This window comes from Bradyrhizobium yuanmingense, from assembly GCF_900094575.1.
Lineage (GTDB): Bacteria > Pseudomonadota > Alphaproteobacteria > Rhizobiales > Xanthobacteraceae > Bradyrhizobium > Bradyrhizobium yuanmingense.
The window spans coordinates 142,317-157,077 of the sequence record NZ_FMAE01000004.1; the positions used below are offsets into that span (position 1 = coordinate 142,317).

Annotated in this window: 14 protein-coding genes; 12 read left to right on the forward strand and 2 right to left on the reverse strand. The window is 60.0% G+C overall.

Annotated elements, in window-relative coordinates; genetic code table 11:
- The 4 genes from trbF (at position 1) to GA0061099_RS14175 (ending at position 3,235) form a co-directional block, all read left to right on the forward strand.
- A complete protein-coding gene (gene trbF, locus GA0061099_RS14160) occupies positions 1-705 on the forward strand; it encodes a conjugal transfer protein TrbF (protein WP_074447834.1) in 705 nt (234 codons plus the stop codon).
- Positions 702-1,727 (forward strand): P-type conjugative transfer protein TrbG, encoded by a 1,026-nt coding sequence (gene trbG, locus GA0061099_RS14165; protein ID WP_074447835.1) that lies wholly within the window; start codon positions 702-704, stop codon positions 1,725-1,727. The genes trbF and trbG overlap by 4 nt, the downstream gene beginning before the upstream one ends.
- An 80-nt stretch (positions 1,728-1,807) precedes the next feature.
- Complete coding sequence (locus tag GA0061099_RS42075) at positions 1,808-2,998, forward strand: TraB/TrbI/VirB10 family type IV secretion system protein (RefSeq protein WP_245311227.1); 1,191 nt, start codon at positions 1,808-1,810, stop codon at positions 2,996-2,998.
- Positions 2,999-3,001: 3 nt separating this feature from the next.
- The gene (locus GA0061099_RS14175) at positions 3,002-3,235 is read left to right on the forward strand and encodes a DUF2274 domain-containing protein (protein WP_074447837.1); all 234 of its coding nucleotides are present in this window, start codon (positions 3,002-3,004) and stop codon (positions 3,233-3,235) included.
- A 22-nt stretch (positions 3,236-3,257) separates the two neighbouring features.
- Here the strand turns inward: GA0061099_RS14175 and GA0061099_RS39980 are convergent, their stop codons facing one another.
- On the reverse strand, positions 3,258-3,659 hold the full coding sequence (locus GA0061099_RS39980) for a hypothetical protein (protein ID WP_141697599.1): 402 nt from the start codon (positions 3,657-3,659) through the stop codon (positions 3,258-3,260).
- 79 nt (positions 3,660-3,738) lie between these two features.
- On the opposite strand from GA0061099_RS39980, the gene GA0061099_RS14180 reads away from it, so the two are divergent.
- On the forward strand, positions 3,739-3,948 hold the full coding sequence (locus tag GA0061099_RS14180; RefSeq protein WP_074447838.1) for a helix-turn-helix domain-containing protein: 210 nt from the start codon (positions 3,739-3,741) through the stop codon (positions 3,946-3,948).
- Between the two features lie 266 nt (positions 3,949-4,214).
- Here the strand turns inward: GA0061099_RS14180 and GA0061099_RS41845 are convergent, their stop codons facing one another.
- Entirely contained in the window at positions 4,215-4,412 is a 198-nt protein-coding gene (locus GA0061099_RS41845) for a hypothetical protein (protein WP_074447840.1), read from the reverse strand.
- Positions 4,413-4,690: 278 nt separating this feature from the next.
- On the opposite strand from GA0061099_RS41845, the gene GA0061099_RS14195 reads away from it, so the two are divergent.
- From GA0061099_RS14195 to GA0061099_RS14225, 7 genes are all read left to right on the forward strand, one after another.
- Positions 4,691-5,683: an AAA family ATPase gene (locus GA0061099_RS14195; RefSeq protein ID WP_074447841.1), complete on the forward strand. Its 993-nt coding sequence runs from the start codon at positions 4,691-4,693 to the stop codon at positions 5,681-5,683.
- Positions 5,684-5,848: 165 nt separating this feature from the next.
- Entirely contained in the window at positions 5,849-8,050 is a 2,202-nt protein-coding gene (locus tag GA0061099_RS14200) for a S8 family peptidase (RefSeq protein ID WP_158644875.1), read from the forward strand.
- Positions 8,051-8,145: 95 nt separating this feature from the next.
- Positions 8,146-8,745, forward strand: a complete 600-nt coding sequence (locus GA0061099_RS14205) for a Shedu anti-phage system protein SduA domain-containing protein (protein WP_158644876.1) — start codon at positions 8,146-8,148, stop codon at positions 8,743-8,745.
- Positions 8,738-10,600 carry a DEAD/DEAH box helicase gene (locus GA0061099_RS14210; RefSeq protein ID WP_074447844.1) on the forward strand — a complete coding sequence of 621 codons (1,863 nt, stop codon included), beginning with the start codon at positions 8,738-8,740 and terminating at the stop codon, positions 10,598-10,600. Before GA0061099_RS14205 ends, GA0061099_RS14210 begins: the two co-directional genes overlap by 8 nt.
- Positions 10,575-10,808: a hypothetical protein gene (locus GA0061099_RS14215; RefSeq protein WP_141697600.1), complete on the forward strand. Its 234-nt coding sequence runs from the start codon at positions 10,575-10,577 to the stop codon at positions 10,806-10,808. The genes GA0061099_RS14210 and GA0061099_RS14215 overlap by 26 nt, the downstream gene beginning before the upstream one ends.
- Positions 10,809-11,142: 334 nt before the next feature.
- Entirely contained in the window at positions 11,143-11,598 is a 456-nt protein-coding gene (locus GA0061099_RS14220; RefSeq protein WP_074447846.1) for a hypothetical protein, read from the forward strand.
- A gap of 56 nt (positions 11,599-11,654) precedes the next feature.
- The gene (locus GA0061099_RS14225) at positions 11,655-14,714 is read left to right on the forward strand and encodes a hypothetical protein (protein WP_141697601.1); all 3,060 of its coding nucleotides are present in this window, start codon (positions 11,655-11,657) and stop codon (positions 14,712-14,714) included.
- Positions 14,715-14,761: the final 47 nt, after the last annotated feature.

Genomic DNA, 14,761 nt, shown 5'->3' on the forward strand with positions numbered 1-14,761 from the left:
ATGGCTGGTCAGCCCTTTCAGCGCGTGTCCGTCCGCTACGGTGAAACGCCAGAGCCGGTAACGCCCTATCAGAAGGCAGCCCAGGTCTGGGACGAGCGGCTCGGGTCCGCCCGTGTCCAGGCCAGCAACTGGCGGCTTGCAGCGCTGGCAGCCATCGGCCTGTCCAGCGTCCTCGGATTGACGATCTTCACCCAGATCGCTCGCTCCGGTGTCGTACCCTATGTGGTCGAGGTCGATCGGCTTGGTGAAGTCCGAGCAGTCGGGCCGGCGCTCGAGGCCTACCAGCCGTCAGACGCACAGATCGCGCATTTCCTTGCGCGGTTCATCGAGAACGTCCGCTCGCTGTCGATCGATCCGGTCATCGTCCGGGCGAACTGGCTGCGTGCCTACGACTTCGTCACCGACCGCGGCGCACAAGCATTGAACGACTACGCCCGTGAAGCCGATCCGTTCACGAAGATCGGCTCCAGGACCGTGACGGCCGAAGTCACGTCCGTGGTGCGTGCGTCCGGCGACAGCTTCGAGATCCGCTGGAGAGAGAACACCTACGAGAACGGGGCGATCGCAAAGACCGAGCGCTTCACGGGTCTCGTCACCACCGTTCTCAAGCCGCCCGCGGATGCCGAAACGCTGCGGAAGAACCCCCTCGGCCTCTACGTCCATTCCCTCAACTGGTCGCGCGACCTCATCGGAGACGCCAAATGAATTCCAGAGTCCTTGCCAAGCTCGCGTCGGCCAGCGTTTTAGCCTTGTCCCTTGGGCTTGCCGGATGCGCCACCAAACTCAATCTCGAAGCGCCCTATGATGAGATGACATTTGAGAAGGCGCTCCCAGAAACTGATCCGCCGGCGCCGGTGCAAGTCGTCGAAACACCCAAGGTCCTGCCTTTGCCGGGCCAGTTGAAACCCTTTCCGACAAAGGCCGTCAAGGAGGAAAAGCTGCCGCCGGAGCAGGCGATCGCAAAGGCCAACAAGGCGGCGAGGATGGAGCCGACACGCGCCGGGTACATCAACGCTATCCAGGTTTACCCCTGGACGGAAGGTGCGCTTTACCGGCTCTATGCAAGCCCGGAGAAGGTCTCGACCATCGCGCTTCAACCCGGTGAGGAACTGATCGACGTCTCCACGGGCGATACGGTTCGCTGGGTGGTTGGCGACACGTCGAGCGGGCAGGGGAGCGCCCGGCGGGTGCATATTCTCGTCAAGCCAACGCTTCCGGATATTCAGACCAACCTCGTGGTTCTGACTGACCGGCGGGCGTATCACCTCGAGCTCGTCTCGACCAAGCAGACCTATATGGCATCCATCTCCTGGACCTATCCGACGGATACGCTCGTCGCCCTCCACAAGCAGAACGTTGCCGCCCGGGAAGGCGAGGAGAGGATCGCCGATCGCGGGGTGCGGCTCGACAGCCTGAATTTCCGCTATCGCATCGAAGGCGACGATCCGCCGTGGCGGCCGGTGCGCGCCTTCGACGACGGCCGCAAGGTCTATATCCAGCTGCCGTCCGGCCTGTCGCAAGGCGAAGCGCCGCCTTTGTTCGTCGCCGGAGCCGATGGCCGGCCGAACCTCGTCAACTACCGTGTCCGCGGTTCTTACTACATTGTCGATCGGATGTTCGGCGCCGCTGAGCTTCGTCTTGGCGAAGATCCGCAGCGTATCGTCCGGATCATCCGCATCGACGCGCGGCCCGTGTCGCAAGCCTTCAGCACCGGGAGCGCTTCATGACGAGCTTGGATCAGGATCCGGAGCCGCTGGAACTGCGGGCTCGGCCACGGCCCGTGCGGCGCCTCAATAGGCGCGCTCTCATGATCGGCTGCGCTGTTGCGGCGCTGTTTGTTGGTGGAGCGATACTCATTGCGCTCAAGCCGATCTCCTTCAAGCAGTCCGAGCGAACGGAGCTGTACAATACCGACCGCAAGCAGACGGCCGAAGGCCTGAGCAAGCTGCCAAAGTCCTATGAAGACCTGCCGCCATCGACGCCGCGGCTCGGGCCGCCGTCGCCAGGGGACATTGGCAGGGCCTTTGCCGAAAATGAGAAGAAGGCTGGCGTCGCTCCGGACGCTGGCTTCCGAACCAATCCGGAGGAAGACGCCGAACGAGCCGAGCGGATCCGCCAGACGCGAGTCGCTCAGCAGGCAAAGGAGTCCGGCTTGTTCGTCCGCCTGTCGGAAAAACAGGAGAAGCGCAAGCAGGCAAGCCCGACTGACGCTCCAGCGATCACACAATCGACGTTCCGGCCTCCAACGCCCGACATCGGTCCATCTGCTGCGGAACTTGCAAAGACGGCGCAGGCGATGATCGATCGCTCCAGCGAAATCATTCCGTCGTCGCAGGCGCGAAAGCTGGCCTTCGTGGGAGCGAAAGCCGACACGGAAACCGCCAATCCCCACGCGCTAAAACTGGCACCATCCACCTATGCGGTGATGGCAGGATCGATCATCCCGGCGAGCCTCGTCACGGGGCTGAATTCGGACCTGCCTGGGACGACCATCGGCCAGGTCACCGAAAACGTCTACGACACGGTAACCGGCGAGCATCTCTTGATCCCGCAGGGGACAAGGATCGTCGGCAAGTACGATAGTGTCGTCGCCTTTGGCCAGAAGCGGGCGCTGGTCGTATGGAGCCGGCTCATCCTGCCCAACGGCAACTCGATCGTGATCGAGAACCTTCCGGCTACAGACGTTGCAGGCTACGCCGGACTCGAGGACCAGGTGGACTTCCATACCTGGCAGTTGCTCAAAGGCGTGGCCTTGGCGACCCTGATCGGGGTGGGGACCCAGCTTTCGATCGGCAATGACGAAAGCGATCTCGTCAAGGCGCTGCGAGAAAGCTCGCAGCAAACGACCAATCGTGCGGGGCAGCGCTTGGTGGAGCGCGAGCTCGACGTGCAGCCGACGATCACAGTGCGGCCGGGCTGGCCGCTCCGGGTGATTGTTTCGAAGGATCTGGTGCTGAAGCCGTACCACGACGTTCAGACGGTGGCGAAGGGCAGGTGAGGGATGAAGCTTGCGAAGCTGCCGGATCGGACCCCAGTGAAGATGAACGTTGTGGTTATGCCAGGCCTGGCGCAACGGCTGCGCGAGTATGCTGCCTTCTATGCAGAGACCTATGGCAGCAAGGAAGAGGTGACTGAACTGATACCGTTCATGCTTGAGGCATTTCTCGATGGCGACGTAGCCTTCAAGAAAGGGAGGAAGAAGGTCGATGGTACAATATCGTCTTCTAGTGATTGACAGGGCCCCTACTGATAGAGAGCTATGCCCTTTCGGCGAGTGCGGTCCTCACATGTTCGATCGATGCCTCCAGCGATCTCAAGAGCCCACTCAGTTCACTTGTCGGCAGTTCCTCTAGACGAAGCCTATCGCTGTCGACGGTTTGTGAAACCAGACGATCGATTGGGACGCTCGAATGAGGCCCCTCCAAAGCTAATCCGGATGACCCGAAGATTTGAGACACTATCTCGCCGGAAGGACGAATCGTAGTGACCAGCTCCAGACCGCCTGCTATTCCCTGTTCAAGTACTTCAACGGGAAGTTCAACACTTGCCAAGATGGAGTCCATACCGTCAGCTCGATATCCAATGCGAAGAAGCCGCCCCTTAGTCATGGCGACCTGTTCGACGAACGGTTTAGCTGACGGCGTTAGCACATTGGTCATCCAAAGCTTCCCAGCAAGGTACGAATAATACCTAGTATACTAGGTGGAGATCAAGTGACGTTTGAGGCCGTCTTGCCGCATGAAGTTGCGGCGGGTGGTAGCCCAAAATCTTCGGCGACTACGACGGAAGGGCGGCCTTACTCAGGAAGAGTTGGCTGATCGCGCTGGCCTGAATCGCAACTACATTGGAATGATCGAGCGCGAGGAAAATTCACCGACCGTTGACGCTCTCGAACAAATTTCGAAAGCACTGGGGGTTGATCCTGTTGTCCTATTTCAGGACCGATAGCTATCGGGTGGGCACCCTCATGGTCAGGGCGTAAACCTCCGGCAGCCTGGACCATGCATGGACCGGTCTGGGAGGCTGGCCGGCGTGCTGCCGATCATATCCACATAGTGTCGGTCGAGCATCCAGGGGTAGATCGCGAAGGCCTCGCCGAAGAGCACGCGATGCTCGCTCGGATGTCGGAGCTCCAGCGCTGGGTCACCGCCGAGCATGGAAGCTAACCGGCGCCGTCACGTCGCGAAAGATCGGCGGTGCGGCCGTGTTCAGGATCAGAAAGGAGGCTCGAGCTTCTGTCCGAAGTTGTCGGCGAAACGGTTCAAGAAGCGCCTGAGCGTTGAATGCGTCCGCTCGAGCACCGCAACGCGGTGATTGTGCGCGGCCGCGAGCACCGCGATATCGCAGCCAATCGCGGCTTCCAGAGGAATATTCGGCAGGACGAATGCCGGCGTCCAGTCGGCAGGAATCATGTGCTATTCCTGTCTCGACGAGCAAAGCCCGCAGTGGTTGAAGTAGTTCTTCGTCAAATGACGACCAGACCGATGATCGGCGACCGGCGACAACCTCGGCCCGATTTGGAACGGTGGTGGGATAGCTTGAATCGATGCAACTCAAAATAAGCATATGAAATTTCATGATAATTCCTGTTGGCATCATCTTGAACATGCCAGAATTTTCGGGCTCCCTACGTCACGGGCGTCGGGATACAATCTATACGGGCAACGAATCGGGGCAAGGTTAGACGCGGATGGCCAAGGCGGACCATATCAAGAAGCTCGTCGCAAGTTTTGGCCGGAACCAGGAGTTTCGGGCCGCGGCGCTTCGCATCATCGACGAGGCGACCAGTCAGGGGAAAAAACCCTTTGCCGAGTCGCTCAGGAAGATACTCGATGCCAATGTACGCGCGGATTACCAGACTGCCCCGCAGCCAGGGCTGACAACCCTCGCAAGTCAGATTGATGCCGCCGCCGATCTCGTAGACGAAATTCCCGTCTCTCGCGGTCTCAATGACATCGTGTTGAACTCCGATACACGTTCGCTGATCGAGGGCCTCATTGAGGAGCGTCGGCGGAGGGAAGAGCTGCGCCGTCATCGGCTGCCGGTCTCGACGCGATTATTGTTCTCGGGGCCTGCCGGTTGCGGCAAGACGCTATGTGCCGAGGTCCTTGCACGTGAACTGTCTTTGCCGCTTTACAGCGCACGCATCGACGTCATCATCTCATCTCTGCTCGGCGAAACCGCAAGCAACCTGCGCCGACTATTCGAGTTTGCGGAACGCAGGCCGTGCATTTTGTTTCTCGACGAATTCGATGCCCTGGCGCGCACGCGAACCGATATAGCCGAGCACAATGAACTGCGCCGCGTCGTCAACAGCCTGCTGCTCATGATCGAGCGATTCAAGGGGCCGGGCCTTGTGATCGCCGCGACCAACTTGCCGCAGTCCTTAGACGAGGCTCTTTGGCGGCGCTTCGACGATATTTTGTCATTTGATCCTCCCACCGAACGTGAGATCGCACTCTTGTTGAAACGTCAGTTTGCCAATTTCCCTGCCCAGTTCGATCTCGACATGCCGGTCAGCAAACTGGTCGGCATGTCCTATGCGGACATCGAACGCATTTGCATCGATGCCATCAAGAAGGCCGTCTTGAAGAAGCGCAAATCCATCAGTGAGACCGAATTCGCCGCTGCGCTCCGGCAAGAAACGCGTCGCAAAGGGCTGACGTCGCGCCGCGGCCTGTAGTTTACAACTGAAATGGCTAAGCTCCCGCATCTGCCGCTTCAGCGGTTGGACAAGACGCTCGACCGGCGCAGAGTTCCCGCGCCGGTAGCTCCTCCCGTACGAGGGAGTGCAAGCAGCCATGCAGCGAGCATCACCGCGCAAATTGATACGGCCGCGGCAGAGCAAATGGCGCTTCCGAGGATTGAAGGCATCGATCCCGAGCTGATCCTGAAAGTGCACTTGAGCGCGCCGATCCAGGAGGAGACGTGGCGCACCGCAGGCTTCAAAGTCCTCGCCCAGGAGCCTGGCGGCATCCTCGTGCTGTTTAGCGATGATACAGAGCTGAAGGCGTTCCGCCAGCGATTGGGTGAGTATCAGAAAGGCGTTCAAGGAGACGCCAAGAACCCGGCTTACAACCAGCTTTTCGCAGCGATCGACGACGTCCGCAGCCTCTCGGCTTCCGATCGTATCGGTGCGCGGCTTCGCGCTGACGGCAAATCATCAGCCGCAGATTTTGACGCGCGCGAGAATTTCACCATCGACATCGAGCTCTGGGACGCCCCGACCCAGCTCGATCGTCAGGTCCGGGTCCAAAAGATTGTCGAGCATGTCGAGAAGGCCGGCGGTGAAATTCTCTCTCGCTACATCGGTTCAACGGGCCTGATCGTTCTGCGCGCGCGAATGCGCGGATCAGTCTTGCGCACCCTGATCGAATTGCCAGCGGTTGCATGCGTCGATCTTCCTCCGATTCCAGATCTCGGCGAACGCGATCCGCCGGTCGTAACAGTTGACGATGTATCCGCGCCTGCGCCTGCCGTGGATGCTCCACTGATCGGAATTGTCGATAGTGGAAGCACGGATCATCCGCTTATCGTGCCCTCTCTCGTCGATTCGATTGGTGTGCCCGAGAAACTGGGTACGGCTGACGTTTGGGGTCACGGGACGAAGGTGGCGGGCATCGCCACCTTCGGCGACATCCGGGAATGCATCGCTCGCGGGATCTTTGAAAGTCCCGTGCGGATCATCTCGGCAAAGGTCGTAAATGACGAGGGTCGTTTCGACGACACCGACACGATTCCGGATCAAATGGAGCGGGCCATCCGGCTGCTTCATCAACGCGGTTGTCGGATCGTCAATATCGCGCTCGGAGATGCGCACCGCATCCCCTACGATGGCGGTCGCGTCTCGCCTTGGGCAGCGACGCTCGATACGTTGGCTCGCGAGCTCGACATTGTCATCATAATCTCTGCCGGAAACTCCAGTGCGGGTCAGCGCGCTCCCTGGGGAGAGGAACCCGAACAGATCACGCGGACCTACCCGGACTATCTTGTCATTCCGGAAAATCGGATCGTCGACCCGGCCACGGCGGCCATCGCACTGACAGTCGGCAGTCTCGCCCACGCCAATGGCCTGCCGACCGATGGTTCGGGCGGCGCGGAGCTGAGGGCCGTCACATCGCTAAATCTGCCGACCCCCGTGACCCGTTCGGGGCCTGGAGCAAACGATTCGATCAAGCCGGACCTCGTTGATTTCGGCGGCACGGTGCTCTTTGATGGCATGACCCAACGCATCGTGTCAGGTGATCAATACGCCAGCGCGGGAATGCTGACGTTGCGGCCAGACTATCTCGACGGCCTGCTGACCTCCTCGACCGGGACTTCAATGGCGGCGCCTCGCATCGCCTACAAGGCGGCTCTGCTGCTTCGCGCCATGCCGGTGGCATCCGCCAACATGATCCGCACTTTGCTTGCGCTCTCGGCCAACGCCCCCGCGGAAGCCCTGCAATGTCTGCAGAAGCTCGGCCCCGACGGCCAACGCGCCTGTTTGGGATATGGCGTTCCTGATATTGCGCGGGCGCTGGATTCCGAAGAGCGACGTGTGATTTTCATTGCTGACCGACAGGAACTGGCGACGGACCAGTTCGCGCTCTACCGAGTGCCTTTGCCGAAGGAGTTTCAGTCAACCAAAGGCAAGCGGCATATCCGCGTGAGCCTGGCGTTCGATCCGCCGGTCCGGCACACTCGGCTCGAATATCTCGGCCTACGTCTCAACTATCACCTCATCCGCGGTATGCAGCCCGACGCGATCTTTGAATATTTCAGGCACCGGACGAAGGAGGAAGCTCCGTTCGAGAAGTTGCCGGGGGCCGCGAAGTGCCCGCTCGGTCCGTCTCGAGACCTGCGGGGGACGAGTACGCTGCAAAGATCGACAATGACGATGCATCAGAATGTCGACCGTTATGGCGATGACTATTATCTCGCCGTGTTTGCGGAGCGCCGATGGGCAGGAGAAGAAATTGCGCATCAACGCTTTGCTGTCGCTGTTGAGTTGGAGCACGAGGCAGAGGTCAATATTCATCAGCCGCTGCGCGTTCACCTGCGCGCATGAGGCGCTCGACGGCATTCGGGCCGCGACGAGAATGCCGAGCACATGAGAATGCGACGAACAGATATTGCGATTGCGGGATGGGGACCGTTGATCATATGAGTAAACACATCTTAGAAAAATGGGAAAATTGCGAAGTCGTAGCGGGCCGCGAACCCTCCGTGCAGACCGTCGACGATTTCGAGCGCGTGCTCGACGATGCGGCGGATGAACGCCCTCTGCAAACGTTCCTGGCGTCCTTCCCCGTGTTGCTCGCTGCCCTTGCGCAGCCAGGAGGAAAGATCTGGTGCCTCGACCGGCCTCGTCTCGGGTCCGAATTCGTGCCCGATTTCCTGCTCGCAACCGTTACATCGATCGGATTCCAGTGGACAATGATCGAGCTGGAAAGCCCGGCGGAGAGGCCACTGACGCGGGCGGGCCTGCCGGCCAAGAAACTTGCAGAAGCCCTCAAGCAGGTCCGCGATTGGCGTACATGGCTCACAGACAACGTCGGATACGCTCGCGGCGAACTTGGACTAAAAGATATCGATTCCGCGTGTGCGGCTTTCGTTGTCATTGGCCGTCGCGCCGGGCTCGATCCCAAACAGATCAAGACCTACCGCGCCCTGTCCGCCGACGGGGTGACCGTGATGTCCTACGACCGTCTCCTCGAACACATGAGCCGCGCGGCGCGGGGAAGGCAGGCACTGCATGGATAACGCCGAAATCGAGCAATTCTTTCGCGAGACAAAAGCCAGTATCTGGCAAAACGCGTCTCTCCGTGAGCCTCAGATCGAGGGCTACTTTGCCATCCGTGAGCATTTTGCAAATAGCAAGGAGCCTTGCTACGTCCAGCTACCCGTGGGGTGTGGCAAGACGGGTCTGATGGGGCTGACGCCGTTTGGGATTGCGCAGGGGCGCATTCTGATCATCGCGCCAAACCTCACGATTCGCGAGAACATTCGGCGCGAACTCAATGTCAGTAACCCTAACTGTTTCTACAGCAAGCGCGGCGTGTTCGTTCCGAAGAACGGTCCTTACCTGTCGGAGCTCAAGACGGGTGCGAATATTCACGACTGCGATGCCGCACACATTGTGGTTGCCAATATTCAGCAGTTCTCGGGGGCGCGAAACAAGTGGTATGAGGCGTTACCGAACGACTATTTCGATATGATCCTCGTGGATGAGGGACATCACAACGTCGCCGACACATGGACGCGTCTGTTTGCTTACTTTGACGAGGCGAAGGTGGTGTCGTTCACGGCCACGCCGCTCCGATCCGACGGTCAGGTGGTCGCGGGCGAAAGAGTCTACCGGTTCGGTTACGCCCGGTCGATGATCATGGGCTTTATTTCCCAGATCGATGCGCTGTTCGTCAAACCGACTGAGCTAACTTTCACGGTCGAGGGTGAAACCAAGACGCTCGGCATCAACGAAATCATGAAGATGCGGGAGAAAGACTGGTTCAGCCGCGGCGTAGCGACGTCGGAGGAGTGCAATCGCAGCATCGTCAATGCCTCGGTCCAGCAACTCCATCATGTGCGTACATTGGGTTCGCCGCGCCAGCTGATCGCGGTCGCGTGTTCCATTCGCCACGCAACGCAGGTCGCCGCGCTTTATCGCGAACACGGCCTTCGAGTCGAGGTCCTGCACAGTCAACTGAGAGAGGAAGAGCGCGGGCGGATCGAGGCCACGCTGCGTAGCGGTGTCACGGATGTAGTCGTCCAAGTGAACATTCTCGGTGAAGGATACGACCTGCCTACGCTGTCCGTCGCCGCGGTTTTCCGTCCGTACCGAAGTCTTTCGCCTTACGTCCAGTTTGTCGGACGGATTCTCCGCCTGGCGCAGCCCGACGTTCCTTATTCACCGGCTAATCACGTGTATCTCGTGTCGCATGTCGGTCTAAACGACGAGCGCTGGTGGAGCGACTTTACCAATTTTGACAAGGACGATCAGGAGTTCTTTCACGAGTTTTTGCAAGGGGAGTTGGAGGTCGACGCGGAGGGAGAGCAATCCCCGCGTATGACTCTTCGCCCCTTCATGCGCATTCTGAACGAAGTCGTCGAAAGCTACCACCGAAAGGGATACCTCAAGAAGATCGACGACGTGATGGTCAGCGATCTCTTTGCAACGATTCGCGAGAAGGGGTTCGAACCCACGGAATTTGGGCTCGACGAGGAGATCGTCAGGAAGCGCCTTGCCGCGGCGCAGGCCGAAGGGCAGGTGGCAGCCTTCAACCCCGTCATTCAGCCACAGGAGCGCCGTGAGGCGCTGAAAGGGCGGCTGCAGCAGGAGGCGCGATCCATCGCAGACACCATCCTGAACCGTCTCAGCCTGCAACACCGCGGCCGGGATCTTCTGCGGTGTTTTTCTGGAAACCACAACTCGGAGATTCTGATCCGGCTCGCGAGCGCAGAGCAGAACAAGGTCATGGGTGTTGAATCCGGGCAACGGCAGTCTGCCAATATTGGACAGTTCGAGAGCGCAATCAACGCCTCGCCGGATATTGCTGACCGGCTATCGAGCCTCGTAAGGGAGAAGCTGAGGAATGGCGCGCCCAAAACAGATGGTTAAGCGATCCGAAATCGAGATCGCAAAGGCAAGACGCACCTGCAAGTTCACGAGCGAGGCGATCCCAAAGGGCGCGATATGTCTCGTCATCTACGATGGCCCACGCGACCGATCCTGCTACTCGCAAAAGGTGGCGGTTGAAATGATCAAGCTCGCGCGCAAGCGATTGGATGAACTGGAAAGCCAGCTTGGGCAGGCCGGAGCATCCTGATCGCAGGACCCGTGGGCGCGGCCGACGGTGTGCTCGAATTGCACCCGAAAACAGCTCGGACTGGATGCGACTGCGACTAGCAGAGTGGGGCATGGCACGGGATCGGCGATAACCATGCGCGTGGCAACGTGATCGGGCGTGACAGGTTCTTCCCTCCTGTTGGAGAGAACCAAGATGGATATTCGAGATGGTGACGGTTTTGTAACAGCGTCGTCTCTGCCAGTGGCACGGCTCCTCCGTCCTCATAGGGCGCTGTCGGTCAGGGGCACTGTAAAATTTCTTTTCACCAGCATCGATCCAACTTAGAGTAGTAGGGCTAAGCAGGGGGGCGAACATGCGGGGTGCACCACTTCGTATCGAAAGGCATGACAATCAGAAGAGCCTGGGACCGGACGCGGCTGACAGCGCGAGCGGCGTGGAGAAGTGGGCGTTGGCGGCCGCCAAACTTGTCCCTGGGGAGGTCGTCGCAGCATACCTAGCGGGCAAGGCCATCCTGCAGGGGCCTCCGCCTTTGGACGGCGCTTGGTGGTTGGGATGGACCATTCTATGCCTTGTGGCGGTCTTCGGCTTGCGGCGGTGGATGACCTCCGACAGGAGCGCCGGCGTTCCCGCCGAGTGGTCAGCCGTCATCATGTCAATGCTGTCTTTCGTGATTTGGGTCTTCTCATTCGGCGATGTCTTCAAATTGTATGGTATCTGGAACGAACGGGAATCCGGCCTCGCCCTGATCGCCTGGACTCTCCTCGCGCCTCTCATTTTGCTCGGGCTTAAAAGACTGTTTCGCGAATAGGGGCGGCCCAGTGCATGCCCTTTCCTGCGGGCTCGATACACATCGACGAAAGGTGGTTGTCGTCGCAGCTCATCTGGCCCGAGCCAGATATGACTCCGGTTGATCTGGATGCATGGTGGTGGTGGCGAAAGCGCAACCTTGACCTCTACGACAGTAACGTTGGCGCCCGAATCGATGCGATCAAGGGTATCGAAAAAGTCGTTCAGGGACTTGCAGTCCTGGCCAAGGGCCGTGCGGGTGGCATCCTGTCGATCACCGGCGGGAAGATTGCCGACCAAATGCCGTGGGAGGCGCTCGAGCGCGGGTTCATTGATCGCGCCCTCGATTATCATCCTGTTCGAGCCGATGGCACAATAGCGGCGGCGCCAGCGGACCGCACGGGCGCGCTCAGGGTAGCGCTGCTGGTCGGGCACGAGGGCAACGACAAGACGTTCGCGCGCGACGAGCAGCTGGCACAGCTGAAAAGTGCTTTCTCCGCGTCGGCTCAGGTCAAGGCACGCATTGCCGACGCCGATGCTATCGCGACCTTGGACCTCGTCGCCGTACCTTCTGACAAAGACCGGAGTGACTTCTTTGCAGATGCCGACCCACATGCGGTATTCTACTTCGGTCACGGGCGGGCGGGCTCAGTGCCGGCTATCTGGGTCGGTCCGGAAAATGGCGGCTGGCTGCCGCTTGAGCGTTTGGCCGGATACGCGACCAACCAGAATCCATTTCCGGCTTCCTGGATATTCATTGCGTGCTCGATTGGTGAAGCGCCCAGCCATGATGCCGGGCCCGCGGGCCCCGAAGCATTCAGGATTCTCGCCACACGCGGCGCGAGGGCGATGCTTGCCATGCGAGCCCGTATAAGGCCGCAGCTTGGCCAGATCGTGGCCGCGTCGCTGATCGAAAGCCTCAGTGGTAAGATACCGCTTGAGTTCGCCGCTGCGACGGCACGCAAAACTGCGCGCCGGGCCCGTCAGAGCGGCACATCCTCCCTTGTCGACTGGGCTGCACCGGCCGTATGGAGCACTGTCGTCGGCCCGAACCCGCCGCGTAGCGCTGATATACTGCCGCAACTGATAGCCGCAAAATTGACACGCGTCGCGGCGGACGACCCGGGCGTCGGACTAGGTCCGCCTGACAACGACGTGGCGCAAACCGCCGCTCGCTGGTCGCAGGATCGGCGGGTCAGAGTTGATGTTGCCGGAACTGACGAACCGGCGCTCGCCGCTCTTTTTGCCAAGATCGCGGGAGCCATTGCTGCGCAATCACCCAGGCCGACATTATTTGTCCGCCTCAGGGAAACAGGATCTTTCGCGCTCCGCCTCGCGGAGTGGGCGAGCTCCATGCTGGCAGCGCTCGACGGGCTTGAGCGTGAGACAGTCATCGGCCGCGCGCTGCGGCAATTATCTAATCGTGATCTCGACGGCCTCGAGGCGCTTGTTGGCATTCCCGATATCGCACTGATTTTCAGTTCGCCACCGAATGTCGGCGACATCACAGCATGGGCTATTTTCGAGGGGGCTGGCGCGGATGCGACAATCGTTCTTGGCTATGCCTCGGTCAATCAGGAGCAAAGGCCGCTCTGGACACTTGATCGGGTCGATACGGAGGCCACCATGCAAATCGCGCGCGATGCCCTCCAAAACTATCCGGCGACCCTTGCGCTCCTTGCCGTCCTCGATGGTCCCGCCAAGCGGGAGGCCCTCGCACTGATCACCGGCGAAGCTAGCGCGGAAATGGCCGCGGACCTCACGATCAACATGCCTAGTGGAATCGTGCTTGCGCCCGGCGTCAGGGATATTGTTCGCTCCACTCTCCAAGACGACGAGCTCGCACGAGCCCATCAGCGCGCATTTGAAGCGCGCCGAAGCGTACCGGCCTTGATCGAAAGCGATGATATATTTGCACCCGTGCGTGATCTGGCAGGGGCAGGCGCTATCGAACTTGTAGACTTCGTCAATGCGTTCGCCACCCGCTTTGCCAGCGATTGGGGCGCTGCCGAATGGCTTCGGTTGGGGCGCTCCCTGGAGTCTGCGAGGGATCGATGGGACGCAATTGACCCCCGGGTGTTGCTTGAGATCGCAAGCGCGCTCGTTGAGCGGCAAACCTTGCGGCAGGCCCTGCCTTGGCTCGATGCCGTGCAAACCGATGATCCTCTGCTGAACACAACACGCCTCTCACTGTTGTCCGAAATCGCAAAGGCTGAAGGCACGCCGGGAGCGCAGCAGAAAATGTGGCGCCATGCCCAGGATGCCTTAAGACAGATTCAGGAAGCGAAATCGCAATCTCCACTGGATCCACGGCTTCGCGCTCGCGCGCGCGATATGAAAGCCAATATTGCCCGGCTTAACCTGTATTTTAACCACGACGCGGAGGGGACAAGGGTAACCTTCACAGCCATCCTGGACGAGCTGAATCGGGAAAACGAAGCCACCGTCGCCTCTTCGCTCGTTGCCACCCTGCGCAACCTCGCTGAATGCTTGTTCGAATTTGAACCATTCCGTTCCGCAGGAGCGGAGCGCGCCGAAGCGCGACGGCATCTTAGACGCGCCATCGATATTGCTCGCCGACACTGCCTCGACTCACTCGGTGCCGAGGCAGCCTACAGCACGGCAAAGCTCGACGAGGTTGAGAGCGACTGGGCGGCTGCACGCGACCATTTGACAGGGACGATTGAGCTCGCGCGTTCAGCAGGCCACGCAGTGTGCCAGCGCATTGCCGAAATGCGCCTGTTCCGGCTCTCCGTGCAGCACGAGAACACGCCTTTCGACCACACTCTCTTCGCTGTCCGTCTCCGGAAACTCGAATTCCTGGAGTCGCACGTTTGGGCAAAGCGCTATGCTGCACAGGCCCGCGCGTGGGCGGCCCGCGAGCTTGAGCGAGCAGGCGACCTGGCGGGAATGAGATTGCTGCTCGTCCGGAATATTCAATTGTTCGAGCCGCTCGCCCAGGTGGCGTCCGACTCCGATAAGCATTTGGTCGCGCTAAGCCATGCGGGGCTGGCAAGCGCGGGAGCTGTTGGCAATCAAGAAAGCTGGACCCGATTCAGAGAGCTGAGTTGGTCGGCCGTCTGGATCGAAGAGCACGACGCACACGATCCATCGGCCTATTGGCGGGGAGACGTGTAGATGGGAAGCGGGTCGTTCGGCGGCGGCAGCGGATCCTTCGGAGGAGG